Genomic DNA, 24,161 nt, shown 5'->3' on the forward strand with positions numbered 1-24,161 from the left:
ACTGATTAACTTTGCATCTTATAGCAACTACACAATGACAACAGAAACAAAACGACAAAAACAAGTGGCCGGGCTGATTAATGAAGAACTCAATGATATTTTTCGTCGTATGGGTATGACTATGATGGATGGCGGTATGATTTCCATTTCATCTGTAAAAATTACACCGGATCTATTTGAAGCCAGAGTTTATCTCAGCATGTTCCAGGTAAAAGATACACAGGCCTGTTTATTAAAATTTGAAGAGAAAAATAAAGAAATTCGCAAGGAACTGGGCACCCGCGTTCGCCACCAGTTGCGAAGCATTCCCGAGCTTAAATTTTTTATTGACGATACGCTTGACTATGTGTTTAAAATGGAAGAGTTATTTGAAAAAATAAAAAAAGACGAAGGCGCTGAACCAAAACAAACGAATGAAGGCGAATAAAAATCACAATCAATTTTTTAACTGCTAAATAATCCGCCGCGGTGGAGACAGGATATGTATTTAACTTTTGCGTGGCGGTATTTCAAAGCTAAAAAAAGTGCCAACGCCATCAATATCATTTCCTGGGTAACGGTTGGCGTAATAACCTTCGCCATCGCCTGTCAAATACTTGTACTAAGTGTTTTCAACGGTTTTGAAGGGTTGGTAAAATCTTTGTACGCTTCATTTTACGCAGACATAAAAATTATTCCCACCAAAGGAAAAACATTTACACTAACCAACAACCAAGTTAAATTAATAAAACAGCAGCCGGGAATAGCTGCCGTTTCTTTAATTGCCGAAGACAAAGCATTGTTGCAAAATGAAGATCTGCAAACAATTGTATTTCTGAAAGGAGTTGACAGTAATTACGAAAATGTAACCGGGGTGGCAGCCAAGACTTACCAGGGAAAGTTTAATACAGGTACCATTGATGAGCCGGGTTTAATTGTTGGTGCCGGAATACAAAATGCCGCTGCCGTCAATGTTGATGCTGCTTTCAAAGCATCCACCCTCACACTTATCTTACCCAAAAAAGGAAAGGTCACTACATCAGATCCAATGCAGTCCATCAGCGAAGGCACGGTTAAAGCAACCGGTGTATTTGCCATTCAGCAGGATTTTGACAATAAATACGCCATCACCAATATCGATTTTGTAAAACAGCAAATGGGTTTCGGTACAGATGAATACAGCAGTGCTGAAATAAAAATCAACAGCCAGTTAAGTGCCGTCGACATCCAAGCGCAACTCGGTTCGTTATTAGGAACTAACTATACTGTACAAACAAAATATCAGCAAAATGCCAACCTGTACAATACAATGCGTATGGAAAAATGGATTATTTACGCGGTACTCACACTGATACTTTTTATTGCTGCTTTTAACATGGTAAGCGCATTAACTATGCTGGTGCTGGAAAAACAAAAAGACATCAGCGTTTTGCAGAGTATGGGAGCTGATAAAAGTATGATATTGAAAATTTTTCTCAGTGAAGGCTTGTTGCTTGCAGGAATTGGTACAGTAACGGGTATTTTGCTCGCACTGATTGTTTGCCTGTTGCAGGTAAGTTTTAAAATAGTCAAATTACAGGGTGGCTCCTTTCTGATAGATTATTTTCCGGTACAACTCCAGTTAACAGATTTTATACTTGTTGGTTTAACAGGAACACTCATCGCCTTCCTGGCTTCCTGGTTGCCCGCCCGCAAAGCTGCGAGGCAACTGATTGAATTACGATAACAATCTGAAATAAACAGCATAAAAAAGCTTCCGTTGCAGGAAGCTTTTTCTTAAATATCTAAACCTGTATTCATTAAACAACAGGCAATAAAATCATTCTTAATAATCTCCCATTGTTTCAGGTAGCTGCGCCAGGGCTTTTTGCAATTGTTCGTCATTGGGTGCAATTCCGTGCCATTCATGGCTTCCCTCCATAAAATCAACTCCTTTACCCATGGAAGTTTTCATCAAAATAACAACGGGTTTACCTTTTCCTGAAAGCGATTTAGCCTTCTTCAATCCGGCCACAATTTCATCCATATCGTTTCCCTTGTCCAGATGAACCACTTCCCAGCCAAAGGCAGTAAACTTGCCTGCCAAATCACCCAGGCTCATTACTTTATCTGTCGGGCCATCTATCTGCTGACCATTCCAGTCAATTGTTGAAATTAAATTATCTACTTTTTTGTGGGCAGCAAAAAGAATCGCTTCCCAGTTCTGTCCTTCATCCAGCTCTCCGTCTCCGTGTAAAGAATAAACGGTGGACGAATCATTATTCAGCTTTTTTGCTAAAGCCGCACCCAAAGCTACACTCATTCCCTGGCCCAAAGAGCCACTCGCAATACGCACGCCGGGTAAATGTTCATGGGTGGTAGGGTGTCCTTGCAAGCGGCTGTTTAATTTTCTAAACGTGGCCAGTTCCTGTATAGGAAAATAGCCGCTTCTTGCCAAAACACTATAAAAAACCGGTGAAATATGGCCGTTGCTTAAAAAAAACAGGTCTTCGCCTTCCCCGTTCATATCAAACGCGGGATTGTGTTTCATAATATCAAAATACAAAGCGGTTAAATAGTCTGCACATCCTAACGATCCGCCCGGGTGGCCACTTTGAACGGCATGAACCATTCGTACAATATCTCGTCTTACCTGGCTGGCTGTTTCTTTTAAATTGGTCATTTTTTAAATTTTTGTATGCAAACCTACTTCAATTAGTATCATCTCCAAAGTAAAAAAAAATATGTATGAGCCCCATTAATAATAAGTTCATAATTTATGCGTTAATTTGCTGTAAAATTGTTCGGTTTAAAAATTGTTTTTTATTTAATCAGTCAATATAAGATTTACCATTCATACCATATGCTTGTAAGTTGCTTGCTGTATTCCGATAATTTTAGCCTTTTTTAGGTATTTAGTTGTAATCATTACCATATTAATCGTGCATGCATGGATAACATAATACTCAGTTTCGGCCTGGCATTCCTGATTACATTTTTCGCTATCCCCATTATTATCGAAGTGGCAAGGCGAAAAAAATTATTTGACGAACCTGATGAGCGGAAAGTTCACAAAATGGTTATTCCCACGCTGGGCGGCCTTGGAATTTTTGGTGGATTTATTTTAGCCACCCTCATCGGTTCCCCTGAAGGCAGTCATGAGTTACAGTATTTTGTTGCATCAGCCATTGTAATTTTTTTTCTAGGTATTAAAGATGATATTTTAGTGCTTTCGCCTGCCAAAAAATTCATAGGTCAACTCATTGCTGCTGGTATAATAATTAAATTTGGCGGTGTTCGCATAATGGATATGCATGGCTTTTTAGGTATCACTGTCATTCCTCAAGTTGCCGGTATTGTATTAACCCTATTTACGGTTATCGTTATAATTAATTCTTTTAATTTAATCGATGGTGTTGATGGGTTGGCAGGCAGCCTTGGGCTATTAACATCCCTTGTTTTTGGTATCTACTTTTTTTATGCAGGCCAGTTGTTATACTCTGTAATGGCACTATCACTTGCAGGAAGTCTTGTTGGTTTTTTATTATACAATCATTCTCCGGCTAAAATATTTATGGGCGATACAGGCTCCTTACTTATTGGCCTGATCAATTCTATCCTGGTAATCAAATTTATCAACATTGCCGGTTCTCAGTCAGTACCTGTTCCATTAGAAGCCGCTCCTGCAATTGGGTTTGCTATATTAATTGTTCCCTTGTTTGATACCCTTCGGGTATTCGCGTTACGCATTTTCAACAAGCGTTCTCCATTTAGCCCCGACAGAAATCATGTACACCATTTTTTACTACAATTTGGTTTTAGTCATCGTAAAATAACGCTTCTTTGTGTAGGGTCAAACATAGGTTTGCTCTTAACCGCTTACTTCCTGCGCAGCTTCGGCACAACCATAGTAGTAGGCATATTAATGATTGTTTCCTGTGCCTTCACTGCGGTGATTTATTATAGCAGGCCAAAAAAGAAGGTAACCGAAATGAAAGATACCAATACAAAAATGCCGGTCGTTAAATATCGCAAAATGACACCTGTTATACCCAATTCCGTAGAAGTAAACTAACTGCTTTTTTTCCACCTCATCATTTATTTATTTGCTTATTGTTCTTTTCTTTAGTTTTGCATCCACTTAATTTTCTATTATATGTCAGAAGAATTAGAACTTGTTAAACTGGATACAGAATCCCTGATGAAAAAGGCGATTACACACCTTGAAACAGAATTGATAAAAATAAGGGCAGGTAAAGCCAACCCGAATATGCTGGATGGTATTGTTGCAGACTATTACGGTTCTCCAACGCCGCTTGCACAAATTGCCAATATTTCTGTGCTGGATGCCCGTACTATTTCCGTTCAGCCCTGGGAAAAGAAGATGCTTCAACCAATTGAGCGGGCCATTATTGCCAGCAATATCGGCATCAACCCGCAGAATGATGGGAACTACATCCGTTTATTTTTGCCGCCACTGACAGAAGAAAGAAGGAGAGAGCTGGTAAAAAGATGTAATGGCGAAGGTGAGACCGGGAAGGTTTCTATCCGTAACATTCGCAGGGATGCCATTGAACAGATAAAGAAATTGCAAAAAGACGGCTTAAGTGAAGATGCGGCCAAAGATGCGGAAGCAGACATACAGGAAAAGACCAACCGCTATATCACGTTGATTGAAAAACACCTGGAAGCCAAAGAAAAAGAAATTATGGTGGTATAAAAACCGGTTTTTAAAAATTAAAAATGGCGAAGCTGGGATAGTTCCAACCTTCGTCATTTTTTTATTCGCTAGCCGGACCTTTACAAAAAGTCTGGTAATGTATTGATCTCTTCCAGCTGTTGGTTGCAAAGCGTAAATGCATATCCATAAACACCGTTGGTAATTACCAGGTAAGGTACCTGTAAATTGATATTATAACGGAGTGCCTGGCTTAATACCATGTTGTTTAACTCCACATTCATTTCCTTGCATTCAACCAGCATCCAGGGCTGCGTGTTTTTATCATACACCACAATATCAAAACGCTTTTTGATATCCCCCAGGTAAATTTCTTTTTCTATAGCAATTAATGCCGCCGGATATTTTTTGATTTGTATTAAATGCTGTAAAAAATTTTGTCTTACCCATTCTTCAGGTGTAAGCAAAACCCACTGTTTTCGTACTTCATCAAATATCATTTCTCTACCCGGTTCCTGTTTAATTTTAGCCTGGTAATCCGGGTATGTTATCTTTATCATCTGTTGTAAATAATATATTCTGTACTTTTATCAATGGCAAATAAACGAATAAACCGATAAAACAAATAAATGAAAACAAAAGACGATATAGTAGAAAACTGGTTACCCCGTTACACAGGTGAAAAGCTTGAAAACTTTGGTGAATATATATTGCTGACCAATTTTTCTAATTACGTTGCCATGTTTGCCAAATGGAACAAGGTAAAAATTATAGGTGCAGACAGACCGATGCAATGTGCTACAGCAGGCAATATCACGATTATTAATTTTGGAATGGGTAGCCCAGGTGCAGCTACTGTAATGGATTTGCTTACCGCTATCAAACCCAAAGCAGTACTGTTTTTGGGCAAATGCGGAGGATTAAAAAAACGCAATAAAATCGGCGATCTTATTTTACCGATTGCAGCGTTGAGAGGCGAGGGAACCAGCAACGATTATTTTCCACCGGAAGTGCCGGCGTTGCCGGCGTTTATGCTGCAAAAAGCCATTTCAACAACCATCAGGGATTATGCATGCGACTATTGGACGGGTACAGTTTACACCACCAACCGAAGGGTTTGGGAGCATGATGAAGCGTTTAAAGAATACCTCCAAAAGGTAAGGGCTTATGCCATCGACATGGAGACAGCCACCATTTTTACGGTAGGATTTTACAACAAGATTTCAACTGGCGCCTTATTGCTGGTGAGTGATAGTCCCATGGTTCCCGAAGGCGTTAAAACAGAAGACAGCGATAAAAAAGTAACTTCCGAATACGTGGAGCGCCATTTAAAAATCGGTATCGATTCTTTAAAGCAATTGATGAATAACGGACTTACTGTGCGACACCTGCAATTTTAAAAGACAATTGGTCCAAACATTTTTTCATTGATCAGCATCGTTGCATCGCCCTCTTGTACTTTTATTCAAAAGCAACTGCTACATTCATTTTAATGCACTTTTTAATTCTCAGTTTATAACAATTTTCAATGGCTTCTAATTATTCTTACCAGCAACTCTATACTTTTTCAAAAAATATTTTTATCAAAATAGGTTGCAGCAATACAAATGCATCAACAGCGGCTAAAGTGTTGTTGTCGGCAGACTTGCGTGGGGTGGACAGTCATGGTATTGCCCGTTTAACTGGCTATATAAGGCTTTGGGAGGTTAATCGTATCAATGCAAACCCAACCATCACAATTGTTCATGAGACACCGTCTACCGCCACAGTAGACGGTGATAAAGGATTAGGATTGGTGGTAGCACCGGCAGCCATGCAAATAGCGATTGACAAAGCAAAGCAGGCTGGTACAGGTTGGGTAAGTGTGAAGAACAGTAATCATTTTGGTATTGCCGGCATTCACGCCATGATGGCACTGGAAAATGATATGATTGGGATTGCAATGACCAATGCTTCGCCACTGGTAGCACCTACGTTTTCAGTAGAAAGATTATTGGGTACCAATCCCATTGCAGTAGCCATACCGGCAGGCAGTGAGGCGCCTTTCGTTGCAGATTTTGCAACTACGACTGCGGCTAACGGAAAACTCGAAATACTCCAGCGAAAAAACGCACCGACACCCGCAGGCTGGGTACAAACCAAAACCGGTGAACCAAGTACAGATGCCGCTGAAGTTAGAAATGGGGGAGCCTTGTTACCATTGGGTGGCGATAAAGAACACGGTAGTCACAAGGGGTATATGCTTGGCAGCATCGTAGATATTTTTTCTGCCATCCTCAGCGGTGCTAATTATGGTCCCTGGGTACCGCCTTTTCCGGCCTATGTTCCCATGCCCGAAAATATGCCGGGTGAGGGAATCGGGCATTTTTTTGGTGCCATGCGCATTGATGCCTTTCGCCCGGCGGCAGATTTTAAAAAGCACATGGATCAGTGGATACAACGTTTCAGCGCAGCTAAAACGGTTGCAGGCGAACAAAAAGTAGTAATACCCGGCGAACCTGAAACGGCAATGGAAGCGGAACGTAGGAGGAATGGCATTCCATTGCAGGCATCGGTAATAAATGAACTGGAAGAACTGGCCCAGAAGTTCAGCCTGGAGATATAACATTTCAGGAAAAATTATCCTCATAATCTCCCGCTGATTATATTTGCAATCCAATTTAAAATTTACGGTAATGAAAATAATGAAGTTTGGTGGTACCAGTGTAGGAAAACCAGAGCGGATGCATGAAGTAGCAAAACTGATAACAAAGGATGAAGAGCCAAAAATTGTAGTATTATCAGCTTTGAGCGGCACCACCAATTCACTGGTAGAAATAAGCAATTCGCTTGCGGGCGGCGATAGAAACCTTGCCAAGAAACAAATTGAAACTTTACAGGAACACTACCATAATTTCATCGGCCAGCTGGTTAAAACCGACGCTGCCCTTGCAAGTGCAAAAAATATTGTCACCGAACATTTTGAATTTTTAAACATCATTTTAAAAATCTCTTTCAGCGAAGCACTGAACAAGGATATCCTTGCGCAGGGAGAACTGCTCAGTACCAAATTATTTTCAGTCTATTTAACAGAGCAGGCAATTGATCATGCATTGATTCCTGCGCTGGACTTTATGGCGATTGACGCCGATGATGAGCCACAGGTAGCCAGCATAAAAGCAAAGCTGGATGTAGTATTGGAGCGCTTGAAAGACAAAAAGATTTTCATTACACAAGGGTTTATTTGCCGCAATGCAAAAGGAGAAGTAGATAACTTAAAAAGAGGAGGAAGCGACTACAGTGCATCGTTGATTGCAGCAGCGGTAAATGCTTCTGTATGTGAAATATGGACAGATATTGACGGCATGCACAACAACGATCCGAGAATAGTAAAGAAAACATTTGCGATAGAGCAGATGAGTTTTGATGAGGCTGCGGAGTTGGCTTATTTTGGTGCTAAAATCTTACACCCTGCAAGCATCTGGCCTGCGCAATTTTATAAAGTGCCGGTTAAATTATTAAACACCATGCAGCCGGATGCAAAAGGTACGTTGATAACAGAATTGGCGGGGAGTGTAGGGGTAAAAGCAATTGCGGCTAAAGATGGCATCACTGCTATAAAAATCAAAAGTAGCCGTATGTTACTGGCCTACGGTTTTTTAAGAAAAATATTTGAGGTGTTTGAAAAGCACCGCACTTCAATTGATATGATCACTACTTCAGAAGTAGGTGTATCCCTCACCATTGACAGTGACAGCAGCTTGCCTGCAATCATCCAGGAGTTGGAGCCATTCGGTACCGTAGAAATTGACGCTGATCAAACTATTGTTTCTATAGTTGGCAATGAAATTACAGAGACCAAAGATGTAATGGAACAAATCTTTAAATCTTTAAGTGGAATTCCTATCCGCATGGTAAGTTATGGAGGAAGCAGTCACAATATCTCCATCCTGATTCCTAAAAATTATAAAGTACAAACGCTGCAGTTATTAAATTCAGGTTTATTTGGGCTGATGTGATTTATAGGGATATACCCAATCTTCTATAAATAAAACTCATCAGCCAGGCAGGACCTATTAGCAAAAATTGAAGGTCTTTAAAAAAGGAAGGTTTCTTTCCCTCTATTTTGTGCCCGTAAAACTGGCCAATCCAGGCTGCGATAAATATTAACAGCGAAAAAGCCCAGAGCGGCATAAAAAAATGTAGTTCAATTAAGTGACATACCAGCAGGCAAATTGTGCCGAATAAAAGCATGCCAATCCACAGACTTTTGCTTAGCAGGAAGTAATAAAAAATAATCAGCACAAACGCAATCAAAGCCACATTTACCCGGTGACCTGTTATTTCAAAAGGGAGTTTGATACTGTATAGAAATCCAACAATTGAAAAAAAGATGGCGGGTACACATATCCAGTGAATCGTTTTATTGGTAACGTTTTGATGGCTCTCTCCATATTCAGACAGCCATTGTTGTAAGGTCGGCATGACATCGTTTTTATATCTCAAGTTAATTCATCCTGTCCATATTCGAAACGGAGACTCGCCGCTAAGGGAAGAGTGCCAGGAAATTATTTATTTAAAAAGCATGCAACTTTTAGTAGTAACTGAATGTCTTAGCATTGGTTTTTCATAGGATATTGGATTTAAAACGGGGAGAGATTTTTATCTCACCCCTTTATTTTTTAGGTCAGTATCCCAATCGGTAACAAATTGCTTCTCAAAGTGGCCCAAAAAAAGCCGCAAATTTTGCAGCTTCTTTTTATAAATATTTCACTTCATTCCTAAACGATCAGCATGGCATCTCCATAACTGAAAAAACGGTATTTGTCTTTAATGGCTTTTTTATAAGCTTCCATCACTACATCATAACCTGCAAAAGCGCAAGTCATAATTAACAAACTTGTTTTTGGCAAATGAAAGTTGGTAACGAGTGCATCAGCAATAGAAAAATTATATGGCGGATGAATAAACATGTTCGTCCAGCCTTCCGAAGGTTTCAATAATTTTTGAGCGGTAAAAGAAGATTCCATTGCCCGCATGGTTGTTGTGCCAACAGAGCAAATTCTTCTGCCATCAGTTTTTGCCTTGTTTACGATAGCACAGGCTGTTTCATCAATGCCATAATATTCAGCATCCATTTTGTGTTTGCTAAGATCTTCCACTTCAATCGGGCGAAAAGTACCAAGGCCTGTATGAAGCGTTACTTCTGCAAAACGAAGCCCTTTGATTTCTAGTCTTTTTATTAATTCTTTACTAAAGTGCAATCCTGCGGTTGGGGCTGCAACAGCTCCTTCATGTTTTGCATATACTGTCTGGTAACGCTCCTTATCTTCTTCATCCGGCTTGCGCTTGATATATTTTGGTAAAGGCGTTTCACCCATAAAGTCCAGCATAGTCCTGAATTCTTCTTCTGTGCCATCCCATAAAAAACGAATGGTACGTCCACGGCTGGTGGTGTTATCAATTACTTCTGCAACCAGTTCATCATTTTCACCAAAATATAATTTATTGCCAACACGAATTTTACGGGCTGGGTCAACAATTACATCCCACAAACGGTTGGGCTTATTTAATTCTCTCAATAAAAACACTTCAATCTTGGCACCTGTTTTTTCTTTGCGTCCATACATACGGGCAGGAAAAACTTTAGTATTATTTACAACCATTACATCCTTGTCATCAAAGTATTCAATAATATCACGGAAGTTTCTATTTTCAATTTCACCGGTTTTGCGATGAATTACCATCATCCGGCTGTCTTCTCTTCTTTTGGTTGGGTTTTGGGCAATAAGGTTTAATGGAAGGTCGAATCGGAACTGACTTAATTTCATATTGATCAATAAATTTTTGAATGATAACCAGCCCTGATACTGTAGTGATTTACAGAGATATGTAGCCATTGAAAGGCACTTATCATGTTACGGCATGATTTTAAGAGTGCAAAGCTACGGCTTTTTAAGGAATTTGATTTAAGTTTTATGGAAACCGCATTGGTACAACATATGCATATTTTAATTCGTTAAATATGCCTTTATATTTTGTAAAATGTGCTATTCTGCTCAACTTTATAACAATGGGAAAATTTAATACAAAAACGATGTTTTACAGGAGCAGAAAAGTGATCATGGTAATAGTGGCAGTACTGTTTTGCCTGCAGGGTGTGAGTCAAAAAAACGCTTCAAATAAATATCCCAGCCTGTTTTGGGAAATCACCGGAAACGGGTTAAAAAGGCCTTCCTATCTTTTTGGTACTATGCATGTGAGCAATAAAATGGTATTTCATCTGAGCGATTCTTTTTACTACGCCATGAAAAATGTGGATGCAGTAGCGCTTGAGTTAAACCCCGATGTTTGGCAGGGCCAGATGGTTAACCTCGACAGGTTAAAGCAGAACTACTCCAATTTTGTAAAAGCACCGGGTGATGATTTGCTAACCGAGAACTCCTTCCGAATTAAGCCTTACGATGACGAATTAAAAATTGCGCTAAGCACCGAGCCTACTGTTGTAAATAATTTGCTGTACCGCAGTTACAAGGCCAGGGAAGATTTTGAAGAGAATACATTTTTGGATATGTATATTTTTCAGACCGGAAAAAAAATGGGAAAGCGTTCTGCCGGGGTAGAAGATTTTTATGAAACGGAAAAAATAGTGCTACAGGCGTATGCGGATATGGCAACAGAAAAAAATAAAAAGCAGATAGATACGGATGGCGAATCAATGGGAGATATTACCAAGAAAATACAGGAAGCTTACCGCCGGGGTGATCTTGATTTGATGGATTCGCTGGACATCATGACAGAAAGATCCATTGCTTTCAGGGAAAATTTTTTATACAAACGCAATGAAGTACAAGCCAACTCCATTGATACCATTATAAAAAAAAGCAGCCTTTTTGTTGGTGTTGGTGCGGCGCATTTGCCCGGCCAACGAGGGGTTATAGAAATGCTGCGTAAAATGGGATACCATTTGCGGCCGATAAAAATGACCGATAGGGATGCTGCAAAAAAAGAAGAAACAGATAAATTAAAAGTGCCGGTGGTATTTGTTGAAAGACAGGCGGATGATGGGTTCTACAGTGTTGATATGCCCGGGCCTTTATTTAAAATGACGGACGAATTTCATGGGTTGGATAGAAGACAATATTCAGACATGAGTAATGGTAGTTACTACCTGGTAACAAGAATCAACACACACGCAGCTTTTACTGGTCAAAGTGAAGAACAGGTGATGAAGAAAGTGGATAGCATGCTGTATGAAAATATACCAGGTAAAATCGTAAAAAAATTGGCTTTAGAGAAAAGTGGTTACCGTGGATTTGATATAACGAACAAAACAAGAACGGGCGATCTGCAGCGTTATAATATTTTTATAACGCCATTCGAAATATTAGTTTTTAAAATGAGCGGTAAGGAAAGTTATGTAGAGGGTGAAGAAGCCAATCATTTCTTTTCCTCCATCCGGTTAAAAAAAATGGAGGACAAACCCATGGTTTACACCCCGGCTCAAGGCGGATTTTCTGTTAAAATAATTCACCAACCCAAAGAGAGTATGGATGGCAGCAACAGTGATGGTATTGACAGATGGGAGTATGAAGCAATGGATAAAACAACAGGAGATGCCTACCTTATTCTTAAAAAAATGGTATACAATTTTAAGTTCCTCGATCAGGATACTTTTGATTTAAAGTTGATAGAGGAATCTTTTCGTTCACCAGATTATTTTTCAAAGCAGCTGCAACGGCGTATTGGCAATTTTAATGGCTACCCTATGCTTGATGTGAAGGAGAAATTAAAAGACGGCAGTTTTGTTACCGCAAAGTACATAATAAAAGGGCCTCAATATTTTGTGATTGCCGCCAGGAGTAAAAACGAAAAAAGGGATTTCAGTGACTATTTTAATTCTTTTCATTTTGCACCTTATAATTACACTTCTCCTAAAGTTTATACAGATACTTTTATGCACTTTATTGCAACAACCCCCGTTTCGCCTGATTTTGATGAAGGCTACCGGGCCAAACTGGAACAGGTGAGTAAAGAAGTTGCAGGCAGCAGAAGGTATGCCAACTATAACAGTTACTGGCCTAAAACCCGCAATGCGGTATTTAGAAGTGATTCCACAGGAGAAATGATCGGGGTTTCCATTCAGCGTTACCCTAAATATTTTTATGTAAGAGATACAGCAAAATTCTGGACTGATGAAATGAAAAAGTATACAGAGAAAAGTGATCTTTTACTGTATAGCAAAGATTCCTTTTTACTTTCCAATGGAACAAGGGGTTTATCATTTGTATTACGGGATTCCGGTTCTTCCGGGACCATCAACCGCCTCAGTTTATTACAGGGTAATTACCTTTTTAACCTGGTTACGATGGGAGATACGATGAATGTTCAAAGCAGTTTCATCCATACTTTTTTTGACAAATTTGAACCCGGTAAAAAAACAGGAAGAAGTATTTTTACTGATTGTCTTGACAGCTTTTTTACCGATCTTTTTAGTAAAGACAGTTCCACCCATGCAAAGGCCGTGCAGGACCTGAGCAATATATATTATGGAGAAAAAGGGGTGCCGAAAATAATGAATGCATTGCAGAAATTATCGCCAAAAGACAATGATTATTTGACTCTTAAAAGTAAACTGATTGCAGAACTGGGTTATATCAAAGATACATCCCACCAGGTTGTAGTTGATCATCTTAAAAACATATATGAACAAACTGCCGATACCAGCATTTTTCAAAATGAAGTGATAGAAGCGTTGGCAAGGCATAAAACCACCAAGGCTGTTAATCTTTTTAAGGAATTGATTTTACGGGATCCTGCTGTTTTTGACAGAGATTATGGTTACACCAATTTGTTTGAAAGATTGGAAGATTCGTTGCAGTTGGCAGCTTCATTGTACCCGGAAATTTTGCAGCTGACATCTTTAGAAGATTATAAAGAACCTGTGACTTCCCTTCTTGTAAAACTTGTTGACAGCGGTTTTATTAAAGCGGCACAATACAGCAGCTTCTTCAACAAGATTTATTTTGATGCAAAAATAGCCTTGAAAAAACAGCAGGGAAAAGAAGAGAAAAAACTGGCTGAAAATAAAATGAGAGATGATGGCGACGATGACAACGAATTGATGCGGGTAAAAGGATACGATGCCAATAACAACAATGAAGCTTTGAATAACTATGCTACCTTATTGATTCCCTTTTATGATAGTAATGCTACTATACCTAAATTTTTTGATAAACTGCTCCGGTCCCGGGAAGATGATATTGTAATGAATACTGCCTTGCTATTATTGCGGAATAAAAAAACAGTTGCAGATAGCGTACTGTTTGCACTGGCGGCAAAAGATAAAACAAGAGGTTTATTGTTTGAAAAAATGGAAAAGATAAACAGGCTTGATAAATTTCCATCGCTGTATAAAACGCAATTGGCAATGGCACGCAGCTACCTGGTGGCGAATAAAAATTATGCAGCGATTGACAGTATTGTTTATGTATCGAAACAAACTACAGCGTATGATAAAAAGCGGGGTACCGTTTATTTTTTTAAGTACCGGGTAAAAAAGCAGGATGACTGGAAAATTGGTATCAGTGGCCTGCAACCTGAAAATGGAAAAGATGTAAGCAGTGATGATAAATTATCTCTTATGACGGATAAAAAAATTAAAGAAGATATTCCGGTGCTGGCGCAGTTTCAGGAGCAACTTAAAAAGATCTTGTTTAATGTCCATAAGAGTGCCCGCAATTTTTTTGAGATGGATACAAACGGTTATCAGTTTAAAAGAAGAATGACTGAAGAAGATTAGGCATGCGGTTCACCGTAAGCAATTAAAAGACAATTGATTTTCCCGGTACGGCAGCTATCAATTTTTTAGTGTAGTCATTTCGAGGGTTGGTATATACTTCATCAGCAGGACCTTCTTCTACAATTTTTCCTTTATTCATTACCAGTATACGATCACTGATGTACCGAACTACAGAAAGGTCATGTGATATAAAAATGGAGGTAAAGCCAAATTCTTTTTTAAGATCGTTTAGTAAATTTAATACCTGCGCCTGAACACTCACATCTAACGCACTTACGCTCTCATCAAAAATCAAAAATGAAGGATTTAAAACAAGCGCACGGGCAATACAAATACGTTGTCTTTGCCCGCCGCTAAACTGGTGGGGATAGCGGTTGAAGTGTTCCGCCGTTAAATTTACTTTTTCAAGTAAATCCACCACCCGTTCTTTACGCTGACCCTTACTATTTAAAATGCCATGCACATTCATTGGTTCAGTCATGGCATTACCAATCGTTATTCTTGGATTCAACGAGCCGTAAGGATCCTGGAAAACCATTTGTAATTCCTTTCTTAACGGCCGTAATTCGTTTGAAGATAATGACGCCAGGTTTGATCCATTCAAAATAATGCTGCCGGATGTGACAGGAGTTAATTGTAAAATCGCCCTGCCCAACGTTGTTTTTCCACAGCCACTTTCGCCCACAAGTCCCAACGTTTCGCCTTTACTGACATTAAAACTTACTTCATCTACGGCCTTAAAGGGTTGGGTAGGTTTGCCAAATAAAAATGACCGGTTGACACTATAATGCACACTCAATTTTTCAACATTCAAAACCGGAGTCAATACTGCATTGTCAGCAATTTGATTATCTGCATTTAACAAAGTTTTATGCTCATCAATTTCCGAAGTAACAAGCGTCTTTTTCACGTGTGCATGATTGTTTTCATTGCCATCAAAAAAATCACTGACAACTGGTAGTTTTACTCCATGTTTATGCAGGGCCGGCCTGCACGCCAATAAAGCCTTTGTGTATGGTTGTTGCGGGTGTTGCAACACTTGATTTGTTGTACCCTGTTCAACAATCTGTCCTTTATACAATACTAATATGCTGTCAGCTATATCGGCAACAATGCCAAGGTCATGAGTAATGAAAATAACGCCCATGCCAGTCTTTTGCTGCAAATTTTTTATCAGTTCCAGTATTGTTTTTTGAACGGTTACATCCAGTGCTGTCGTTGGCTCATCGGCAATTAAAAGAGAAGGGTTACAGCTCATCGCCATCGCAATCATCACCCGTTGTTTTTGACCACCACTCAGCTGGTGCGGATAACGGTCAATTAATTCCGTGGGATTGGGAAGTTCTACCTGTTGAAGAAGTTCAATGGTTTTATGCCTGGCTGCATTTGCAGAAATATGCTGATGCAATTGAATTGATTCCATTACCTGACGGCCACAGGTAATGACTGGATTGAGCGATGTCATTGGTTCCTGGAAAATCATGGCAATGTCTTTTCCTCGAATCGAATTCATTTGCCTGCCACTTGTTTGCAACAAATCAACCGCCTGTTGATTTGCTGTTGCAAATAACAATTTGCCTTCTACCAAAGCTTGTTGTGGAAGTAATTGGAGCAATGACAAAGCGGTAACAGATTTCCCCGAACCCGATTCACCCACAATCGCCAGGATTTCGCCGGCATCAACGGTAAATGAAATGTTTTGCACAGCACAGTTTACAGATGCTTCTGATGTAAAACTAACCGATAAATTTTGTACCTGTAGAAGAGGCTTAATCATGGCCGTTAAAATTAGCTAATTAACATTTAATCGCTGCTTTGGATTGTGGGAAGTGCGTCGTTTCGCTTGGTAAATAATTATTTGACGCCGCATTTTACAGCCGGTTTGTTATGCAGTTAAAGACAGGATGCCTGCTTAGGCGTTATAATGATATGGGAAAAATGATTTTCCCTAAATTTGCAATCCGGTTCAATAACCGGCAACCTAATAAAAGTAAAAGTAAGACCATGGGAAGAATATTTGAAGTACGAAAAAGTTCCATGTTTGCCCGCTGGGACAAGATGGCGAAGAACTTTACCCGCATTGGTAAAGAAATTGTTATTGCGGTAAAAGCCGGTGGACCAGATCCTAATGGCAATGCGGCGTTGCGAAGATGTTACCAAAACGCCCGGAGTGTGGGAATGCCAAAAGATAGGGTTGAGGCGGCTATTAAAAGGGCCATGGGTAAAGAAATGGTGCATTATGATGAAATTTTGTACGAAGGATATGCGCCGCATGGTATTGCTATATTGGTAGAAACTGCGACCGATAATCCTACCAGAACTGTTGCCAATGTAAGAATGCATTTTACCAAAAGTGGTGGTAGCTTAGGAACGAGTGGAAGTGTTGCTTTTACCTTCAATCGGCTGGGAGAATTTAAAATAAAAAATACCGGCTTAAATATAGAAGATCTGGAACTGGAACTGATTGATTATGGATTGGAAGAAATAGGTGAAGATAGCGAAGGGAATATTGTTATCCGTACCACTTTTACTGAATTTGGCCACATGGCAAAAGCATTGGAAGAAAAAAAGATTGAAGTGATTACTGCAGAATTGACAAGGATACCAATGAATACGACAGAGTTGAGTGAAGAAGCCGCCCAGGACGTGTTTAAGCTAGTTGATAAGTTAGAGCAGGATGAAGATGTACAGAAAGTATATCACAATATGAAATAGTTGTTATGGCTTATGTCTGTTTTTCTTTAGGGATGTTATTTTTTAAAAAGAAAAGTCGTCGTCGAGTTGAAGGATCATACATTAGCCATCATAATCAACCATCGTTAAATGGTTATTTCCCCTTTCATATAAAAAACGCATTGGCCGCTGATAGTTACCCTTTCCGCATTCAGTTGTTCGCACCATAATTCGCCGCCACGTTTGGATAATTGCAATGCACGCAGTTTATTTTTACCGAGTTTTTCGCTCCAGAAAGGAATTAATTGAGCATGCGCAGAACCGGTAACTGGATCTTCATTAATGCCGGCGCCGGGTGCAAAAAATCTTGAAACAAAATCGGCCTTTTTCCCCGGCGCGGTAATGATCATTTTATCAAAATGCTTTTTCATTAAAGTAAAATCAGGAGTACAATTTTTTACATCCTCTTCTGTTTCCAGCTCTACTAAAATATCACGGTACTTGTATACCCCCGTAATGATTGGATTACCCAATATTTCACTTAAAGAATCATCATATAATTCCAGCCTTTCCGGCTTCCAGCTGGGGAAATCCATTGTTATCAACTCTTCTTTTTTGGTTATGGTAAGAACGCCGCTTTTAGAATTAAAACGTACTGCATTTTTATCAAACCCGAGTATTGAGAACAATACATAAGCGCTTGCCAGCGTGGCGTGACCGCAAAGATTGATCTCTACTTCCGGCGTAAACCACCGGATATCATAATCTGCACCGGCTGTGCCTGAGGGAACAAAAAAGACGGTTTCAGATAAATTATTTTCAAGTGCAATGTTTTGCATTACTGTATCATCCAGCCATTGCTGCAGCGGAATGACGGCTGCAGGATTGCCGGAAAAAAGTCGGTTAGCGAAAGCATCAACCTGGTATAATGCTAAATTCATAACAACAAACGATAGATTTAAATTAACAGTAAAGATTATTCTGCCATCATTTCTTTCACCACCCTTACCACATCTTCAACGTTGGGCTTGCTGAAGTAATCGCCATCACTTGCATAAGATGGCCGGTGGTCCTGCGCAGTGATTGTTCTTGGCGCAACATCCAGATATTTATAACCTCCCTGTTCTTCCATCACTTTGTTAAACATAAATGCAGCGGCGCCTCCGGGCACATCCTCGTCAACAAACAAAATGCGGTTGGTTTTTTGCAACGATTTTGCAATGATGTGATGGATATCAAATGGCAACAAAGTTTGTACGTCCATTACTTCGCAACTGATACTTAGTTTATCAAGCGAATTTACTGCTTCAAGCACGACACGCAGGGTAGAACCATAAGTCACAATGGTAACATCAGAGCCTTCATGCACAATTTCCGGTACACCCAGCGGCACCGTAAAAGCGAGTAAATTATCGGGTAATTTTTCTTTAAGGCGATAGCCGTTCAGGCACTCAATCATCAGCGCAGGGTCATTGCTTTGCATCAGCGTGTTGTACATGCCTGCAGCCTGCACCATATTTCGTGGTACACAAATGTAAATGCCGCGTAATGAATTTATGATCATTCCCATAGGGGAACCACTGTGCCAGATACCTTCCAGCCGGTGTCCGCGGGTCCGTATAATCATGGGGCAACTTTGCTGCCCCGCAGTACGAAAATGTGTAGTTGCCAAATCATCACTTAACGTTTGTAAACCATACAACATGTAATCAATGTATTGAATTTCGGCAATAGGCCGCAAGCCTCTTAGTGCTAACCCAATACCCTGCCCCATTATTGAAAGCTCCCTTATGCCGGTATCAAATATGCGCTGGTCTCCATATTTTGCCTGCAGTCCGCTGAAGCCCTGGTTTACGTCGCCAATAAAGCCCAGGTCTTCGCCAAAGGCTGTTACCTTATCATTACTGGAAAACAGCGCATCAAAATAATGGTTAAGCACTTCATACCCATTTACAATTTTGGCATCTTCTGAATAGTATGGATTAATTACGGTAACATTCAATGCAGATTTAGGTCCTTCGTTATACAAGAAAGAATTATACAGTTTTGCGTTAGCCCTTCTTAGCTGCTGGTAATGATTATTCAATTCCTCAGTCCCCGTACTATTGCCCGCAACATCAAGCGCAGTAGCCATCGCCTTTAAAACTTCTCTCCGCAAGGGTTCCCTGTTGTTGTTCAATTCCAGGATAATATTGCTGACTTCTGCACCTTTTTCGGCAGTTAATTTTTGCGAAAGATTACTTAATAGAGGAAGGCATTCTGCTACCTGTTGTTTTATGGGAGCGATGTATTTTTCCCATGCCTTTTGTTTACTTTCCTTAATAAATAATTTTGCATTTATCTCAATTTCAACCAATTCATTTTCTTCGGCGAGTGCATTTGCCAAAATCCACTCCCGCATTTGCTTAATGCAATCCCATTCTCTCTCCCAGGCAAGTCTTTCTGGTTTTTTATACCGCTCGTGGCTACCGGATGTTGAATGTCCCTGCGGTTGTGTTATTTCTTCTACGTGAAAAATGGCAGGGATGTGAGTGTCCCTTATTTTCTGAATCGCCGGTTCAAATACTTCACACATGCCGGCATAATCCCAGCCTTTTAATTTATAAATATCAAGACCATTTGTGCCCTCTGTTTTTTGCATTCCCCTTAATGCAGTAGAAATAGAGCCTTTGGTGGTTTGCAAATGTTTCGGAACAGAAATGCCATATCCGTCATCCCAAATAAAAATGGCCAACGGTACCTGCAGAACGCCTGCTGCATTTACTACTTCCCAAAAATGTCCTTCGCTTGTAGATGCATCTCCTATGGTACAAAAGCACACTTCGTTACCGTTATCACTTAAGTTACGATACTGTTTAAAAACGTCTACATTTCTGAATAATTTGGAAGCCAGTGCCAAACCTAGTGCACGGGGCATTTGGCCAGCGGTGGGGGCCATATCACTGCTGGTATTTTTGATATTGGCAAGATCAAGCCAATCGCCATTTTCATCTGCATTTTTTGTCGCAAAGTGTGCGTTCATCTGACGACCTGCACTAAATGGGTCATTGTTAATATCGGGATCTGCAAATAATTGAGCGAAATATTGTTCAACTGTAGCCATACCTGCAGCAAACATAAAAGTCTGATCGCGATAATACCCTGCCCTGAAATCACCAGGTTTAAAAAATTTGGCCATTGCTACCTGAGCGACTTCTTTGCCGTCTCCAAAAATGCCAAATTTTGCTTTGCCTGTAAGCACTTCTTTTCTTCCCATCAGGCTGGTTTCCCTGCTTTCGCAGCTAATACGGTAATCTTTCAGCACTTCATTCCGGAAATGATCAAAACTTAATTTTTCCTGCAATGCAGTATCATTGGTATTTACTGTATCCATTCAACAAATGTAAAATAATAGTTGTGATGATTGTTAAAAAAAACATAACCCCCTGACAATTTGTAATGGTTTTAATCGTTTTTGTATCTTTGGATCAATATTTGAAAACTTACACATCAAATGAAAAAAGTATTTACACTGGCTGTTGTTTGTTTTGCTGCACTTTACGTGCATGCACAGTCAACAGATTTAGGCAAAAATACTCCTAAGCAACCTTCTTCTTTAAGCGGAACAACTACTGTACCAGCAGAGATTTTAGGTTTAAAAGAAACAGCATTTGATTTTGGTAAAATTCCGCAAGGCAGACCGGTTACACATATTTTTGAAGTGATAAACAATGGAAAAGATTCATTAAAAATCAGCAATGTGCAGGCAAGTTGCGGTTGCACTACGCCCGACTGGGATAGAAATAAAGTACAAGCTCCAAAAGAAAAAACAGCCATCACGGTTGGTTATAATGCAGCAAGTGAAGGACCTTTTACAAAAATTATTACCATCACTTACAACGGAACCGAAACCAAACAGATAACTATTACAGGAGAGGTTTGGAAAACGCCAGCTACTTCTGCACCCGAAAATAAAGAACTAGGAATTTTAAAAGATTTATAATAAATTTAAAAACAATTCAAAAGAATATCATGAAAACATTTTTATTATCCGCAGCTGTACTTGCGATGACGTCAACAGTATTTGCACAACCACAGGCAAAAAAAGTAGCTGATGTTGCCAAATTTACGAATGAGACAATTGACTTTGGGAAAATAAAACAAAGTGTTCCTGCTAAAGGTACTTTTACAGTTACCAACATCAGCAGCACACCTTTAATTATTGAGCAAGCAAATCCAACTTGCGGATGTACTATTTCTGATTATACAAAAGAGCCAATAGCTCCGGGTAAAACTGGTGTTATCAATGCAACTTACAATGCAGCCAATGCAGGTCATTTTGAAAAACATTTAACTGTAAAGTTTGCTGGTATTGATGAAATGAAAAGCATCACTTTTACAGGTGAGGTTATAACAGCAGAGGAGTTTGATAAAGCAAAAGCAGCGGCTCCGGCAGTTGAAGCAAAACCAGCAACAACAGCTGTCGCAGCACCTGTTCCAGCGAAAGTGGTTAAAAAAGTAAAAACAAAAAGCAGTAAGAAATAACAAAATAAAAATTTGATTTAAGAAAGTCTCCGCCACAACGGAGGCTTTTTTATTTTGCTTTTTTATTAGTAACATAAACGCCAGCCAGAATGATCACCATGCAGATTACCTGCAGAATGCCAAGATATTCTCCATAAATAATTCCCCATGCAATAGCAACAAATGGAATCACATAAGTAACCATACTTGCGAAAATTACCCCCGCTCTTTTTACCAGCATATAAAATATAATCGTGGCGATAGCTGTACCGCCAACACCTAACACAACTGCCGCTGACGTTGATATCAGTATTAAGGTGTGCTGTAATGGCAAATTGAAATATCCCGTATATACAAGTATCAGCAGTGCAGGAATAGCATTTAATGAAAGAGCTACAGCTGTAATGTGAAGGGAAGGAATGTGCAATAGTTTTTTGGAAACCATATTTACGTTAAAACCATACAGAAAGGTGGCTAACACAATGAGCAATACCGACATGGGATTTTGACCGGCTTGTAAATGCCTTTTACTTAGAAGTAACAATACGCTGCCACTTAAAGCAATTGCAATACCGGTTACTTTATTTACTGACGTATGGGTATGAAAAAAAATAACACCATTGATAATTATAAACACGGGTGTCAATGCGTTGAGTGTGCCTGCCAGGCTGCTATCTACTTTTTCCTCGGCCATACAGAATAGAAAAGCAGGTATGAGGCTTCCGATACTTCCTGACAAAAAAATAAGTAGTAATTTTTTTGCGGGAATACCTTTAATACATTTTAGAGCGATCGGTAATAATATCAGTCCGGATGCCGCAATCCTCACAGCGGCTACCTGGTAAGATGACAATTGTCCTAGACCTATTTTCATTAAGATGAAGCTGCTGCCCCAAATCAATGAAAGTAACATAAACAGCAGCCAGTCAATAACAGTTTTATTCATTTTGAGCCTGCAAAGTAGCAGTAAATAAATCAAATCTTTAAATTGTATCCAGATTATGTTACCTAATTGTTTTTCTTAATATTTTGTTGGAAACATAACAATAAAAATATATTTTCGTATCGTCTTATTTTCTATCAATTAACCATTTAAAAATCATTATTATGGGATTTATCAAAGAATTCAAAGATTTTGCCATGAAAGGCAACGTCGTAGATCTTGCAGTTGCTGTTATTATTGGTGCAGCGTTTGGTGCTATTGTATCTTCTCTCGTAGATGATATCATCACACCTTTATTATTAACTCCGGCATTGAAAGCGGCGGGAGCAGCCGACATCGAACATCTTAGTTGGGGGGCTGTAAAATATGGCAAATTTCTATCTTCTGTAATTAAATTTATTGTTATAGCCCTTGTGCTGTTTTCTATTATAAAAGCTGCCAACGCGGTAAAGAAGAAAGAAGAAGCTGCCCCACTACCACCTGCAGAACCTTCTTCAACTGACAAGTTATTAATGCAGATAAGAGACGAGCTTAAAAAATAATGCAATTTTTTATGTTATATAAAAATACACCTGCAAAGGTGTATTTTTTATATCAGGCAACTTATATTATCAAAAAGTTGTCTTAGCGGTAAAATTATTTATTTCAATTAAAACCAAATAGAATGAAAAAAGCTATTTATCTGTGTTCCCTGTTATTAATCAGAGTTATTACTTCACAGGCACAGTCAGAAACAAATGTAAAGACTTCAACCAATGTAGATGGAGCAATTTCAACAGTAGCAAAAAATAAATCAGATACCACTGTAAAAGATGGTTGGGTTAAAGCCGGAACAATCAATATCAGCCTGACAGAATTAGGACAAAATAATTATTGGACAGCTGTTAAAGGTGGTGGTAACACTTCTTTTTTTGGTGTTAAGGGTATTATATCATACGATTTCAACAGAAAAAAAGGAAAGACAAACTGGTTAAATTCTTTAAATGGAAGATATGCAGGCACTAGTTCTTCAGTCTATGTTCCTGCAACAAACAGTTCCAAGTCAGTGCCTTTTACAAAGAGTGACGACTATTTAAACTTTAGTTCTATTTACGGAAAAGAGTTTAGTAAAGAATGGAGTTATGCAGCCTTCTTTAGTTTGGAAAGTCAGTTTGAGCGGTTCATGACTCCCGGTTATATCAAACTTGGCCCAGGGTTTTTATACAAGCCAAGTAATCATTTCAACTTGCTTATTTCTCCGGCAATGGCCAATTTAACCACCAAATTAACTGCCAGTTCCAAGCCATTGTCACTGTACGGTGTAGATGCAGGTAAAAAAGTTGCTTTTGGATTAGGGGCCTATGCCAGGGCCAGTTTTTCTTACGATTTGTCTAAAGGAATTTTATATACCGGTTTTGCTGATGTTTACTCAAATTACCTGAAAAATCCGGGCAATTTGATTGTAAACTGGAACAACCTGTTTGCTTTTACAGTAAATAAGTATATCGCCGCAACAGTTAGTTTTAATTTACGTTATAATGATCTGGAAGTTGCCAGAATGCAAACGCAACATGGAATTGGTATCGGCTTCAACTATAAATTTTAATAGCTGTAAGATTTTCTTATACAATTTGGATTTTTTAGTA

General features: G+C 39.3%; 21 protein-coding genes. 13 read left to right on the plus strand and 8 right to left on the minus strand.

Annotated elements, in window-relative coordinates:
* The first annotated feature begins 34 nt into the window (after positions 1-34).
* Together rbfA and QWZ08_RS22975 are read left to right on the plus strand one after the other, a co-directional pair.
* Positions 35-427 (plus strand): 30S ribosome-binding factor RbfA, encoded by a 393-nt coding sequence (rbfA, locus tag QWZ08_RS22970; protein WP_290339934.1) that lies wholly within the window; start codon positions 35-37, stop codon positions 425-427.
* 54 nt (positions 428-481) lie between these two features.
* A complete protein-coding gene (locus tag QWZ08_RS22975) occupies positions 482-1,705 on the plus strand; it encodes an FtsX-like permease family protein (RefSeq protein ID WP_290339935.1) in 1,224 nt (407 codons plus the stop codon).
* Positions 1,706-1,804: 99 nt separating this feature from the next.
* Here QWZ08_RS22975 and QWZ08_RS22980 read toward each other — a convergent pair whose 3' ends face one another.
* Entirely contained in the window at positions 1,805-2,641 is an 837-nt protein-coding gene (locus QWZ08_RS22980) for a transketolase (protein WP_290339936.1), read from the minus strand.
* Between the two features lie 267 nt (positions 2,642-2,908).
* On the opposite strand from QWZ08_RS22980, the gene QWZ08_RS22985 reads away from it, so the two are divergent.
* Positions 2,909-4,033, plus strand: a complete 1,125-nt coding sequence (locus tag QWZ08_RS22985; RefSeq protein ID WP_290339937.1) for a glycosyltransferase family 4 protein — start codon at positions 2,909-2,911, stop codon at positions 4,031-4,033.
* Positions 4,034-4,114: 81 nt separating this feature from the next.
* Positions 4,115-4,678 carry a ribosome recycling factor gene (gene frr, locus QWZ08_RS22990; RefSeq protein WP_290339938.1) on the plus strand — a complete coding sequence of 188 codons (564 nt, stop codon included), beginning with the start codon at positions 4,115-4,117 and terminating at the stop codon, positions 4,676-4,678.
* Positions 4,679-4,758: 80 nt separating this feature from the next.
* Here the strand turns inward: frr and QWZ08_RS22995 are convergent, their stop codons facing one another.
* On the minus strand, positions 4,759-5,196 hold the full coding sequence (locus tag QWZ08_RS22995) for a type I restriction enzyme HsdR N-terminal domain-containing protein (protein ID WP_290339939.1): 438 nt from the start codon (positions 5,194-5,196) through the stop codon (positions 4,759-4,761).
* A gap of 69 nt (positions 5,197-5,265) precedes the next feature.
* Here QWZ08_RS22995 and QWZ08_RS23000 point away from each other — a divergent pair, with 69 nt between their 5' ends.
* The 3 genes from QWZ08_RS23000 to QWZ08_RS23010 all read left to right on the plus strand — a co-directional run bounded on the left by QWZ08_RS23000 (position 5,266) and on the right by QWZ08_RS23010 (position 8,634).
* Complete coding sequence (locus QWZ08_RS23000) at positions 5,266-6,036, plus strand: AMP nucleosidase (RefSeq protein WP_290339940.1); 771 nt, start codon at positions 5,266-5,268, stop codon at positions 6,034-6,036.
* 128 nt (positions 6,037-6,164) lie between these two features.
* Positions 6,165-7,241 (plus strand): Ldh family oxidoreductase, encoded by a 1,077-nt coding sequence (locus QWZ08_RS23005; protein WP_290339941.1) that lies wholly within the window; start codon positions 6,165-6,167, stop codon positions 7,239-7,241.
* 70 nt (positions 7,242-7,311) lie between these two features.
* The gene (locus tag QWZ08_RS23010; RefSeq protein ID WP_290339942.1) at positions 7,312-8,634 is read left to right on the plus strand and encodes an aspartate kinase; all 1,323 of its coding nucleotides are present in this window, start codon (positions 7,312-7,314) and stop codon (positions 8,632-8,634) included.
* 1 nt (position 8,635) lies between these two features.
* On the opposite strand, the gene QWZ08_RS23015 is transcribed toward QWZ08_RS23010, so the two are convergent.
* Positions 8,636-9,100, minus strand: a complete 465-nt coding sequence (locus QWZ08_RS23015; RefSeq protein WP_290339943.1) for an Mpo1 family 2-hydroxy fatty acid dioxygenase — start codon at positions 9,098-9,100, stop codon at positions 8,636-8,638.
* 296 nt (positions 9,101-9,396) lie between these two features.
* Positions 9,397-10,446, minus strand: coding sequence for a tRNA preQ1(34) S-adenosylmethionine ribosyltransferase-isomerase QueA (gene queA / locus QWZ08_RS23020; protein ID WP_290339944.1), 1,050 nt, complete (start codon positions 10,444-10,446; stop codon positions 9,397-9,399).
* A gap of 242 nt (positions 10,447-10,688) precedes the next feature.
* Between queA and QWZ08_RS23025 the strand changes: the two genes are divergently transcribed.
* On the plus strand, positions 10,689-14,417 hold the full coding sequence (locus tag QWZ08_RS23025; protein WP_290339945.1) for a TraB/GumN family protein: 3,729 nt from the start codon (positions 10,689-10,691) through the stop codon (positions 14,415-14,417).
* 22 nt (positions 14,418-14,439) lie between these two features.
* On the opposite strand, the gene QWZ08_RS23030 is transcribed toward QWZ08_RS23025, so the two are convergent.
* Positions 14,440-16,194, minus strand: a complete 1,755-nt coding sequence (locus QWZ08_RS23030) for an ABC transporter ATP-binding protein (RefSeq protein ID WP_290339946.1) — start codon at positions 16,192-16,194, stop codon at positions 14,440-14,442.
* Positions 16,195-16,421: 227 nt separating this feature from the next.
* Between QWZ08_RS23030 and QWZ08_RS23035 the strand changes: the two genes are divergently transcribed.
* Positions 16,422-17,132, plus strand: a complete 711-nt coding sequence (locus QWZ08_RS23035; RefSeq protein WP_290339947.1) for a YebC/PmpR family DNA-binding transcriptional regulator — start codon at positions 16,422-16,424, stop codon at positions 17,130-17,132.
* A 104-nt stretch (positions 17,133-17,236) separates the two neighbouring features.
* Here QWZ08_RS23035 and QWZ08_RS23040 read toward each other — a convergent pair whose 3' ends face one another.
* On the minus strand, positions 17,237-18,031 hold the full coding sequence (locus QWZ08_RS23040; protein WP_290339948.1) for a PhzF family phenazine biosynthesis protein: 795 nt from the start codon (positions 18,029-18,031) through the stop codon (positions 17,237-17,239).
* A gap of 35 nt (positions 18,032-18,066) precedes the next feature.
* Positions 18,067-20,463 (minus strand): alpha-ketoacid dehydrogenase subunit alpha/beta, encoded by a 2,397-nt coding sequence (locus QWZ08_RS23045; protein ID WP_290339949.1) that lies wholly within the window; start codon positions 20,461-20,463, stop codon positions 18,067-18,069.
* A gap of 120 nt (positions 20,464-20,583) precedes the next feature.
* Between QWZ08_RS23045 and QWZ08_RS23050 the strand changes: the two genes are divergently transcribed.
* Both QWZ08_RS23050 and QWZ08_RS23055 read left to right on the plus strand, forming a co-directional pair.
* Positions 20,584-21,072, plus strand: a complete 489-nt coding sequence (locus QWZ08_RS23050; RefSeq protein WP_290339950.1) for a DUF1573 domain-containing protein — start codon at positions 20,584-20,586, stop codon at positions 21,070-21,072.
* A 29-nt stretch (positions 21,073-21,101) separates the two neighbouring features.
* A complete protein-coding gene (locus tag QWZ08_RS23055) occupies positions 21,102-21,614 on the plus strand; it encodes a DUF1573 domain-containing protein (RefSeq protein ID WP_290339951.1) in 513 nt (170 codons plus the stop codon).
* A 49-nt stretch (positions 21,615-21,663) separates the two neighbouring features.
* Here the strand turns inward: QWZ08_RS23055 and QWZ08_RS23060 are convergent, their stop codons facing one another.
* Positions 21,664-22,539, minus strand: coding sequence for a DMT family transporter (locus QWZ08_RS23060; RefSeq protein ID WP_290339952.1), 876 nt, complete (start codon positions 22,537-22,539; stop codon positions 21,664-21,666).
* 161 nt (positions 22,540-22,700) lie between these two features.
* Between QWZ08_RS23060 and mscL the strand changes: the two genes are divergently transcribed.
* The gene (gene mscL, locus QWZ08_RS23065) at positions 22,701-23,078 is read left to right on the plus strand and encodes a large conductance mechanosensitive channel protein MscL (protein ID WP_290339953.1); all 378 of its coding nucleotides are present in this window, start codon (positions 22,701-22,703) and stop codon (positions 23,076-23,078) included.
* Between the two features lie 122 nt (positions 23,079-23,200).
* Positions 23,201-24,121, plus strand: a complete 921-nt coding sequence (locus QWZ08_RS23070) for a DUF3078 domain-containing protein (protein ID WP_290339954.1) — start codon at positions 23,201-23,203, stop codon at positions 24,119-24,121.
* Positions 24,122-24,161 lie beyond the last annotated feature (40 nt).

The organism is Ferruginibacter paludis, from assembly GCF_030409685.1.
GTDB classification, from domain to species: domain Bacteria; phylum Bacteroidota; class Bacteroidia; order Chitinophagales; family Chitinophagaceae; genus Ferruginibacter; species Ferruginibacter paludis.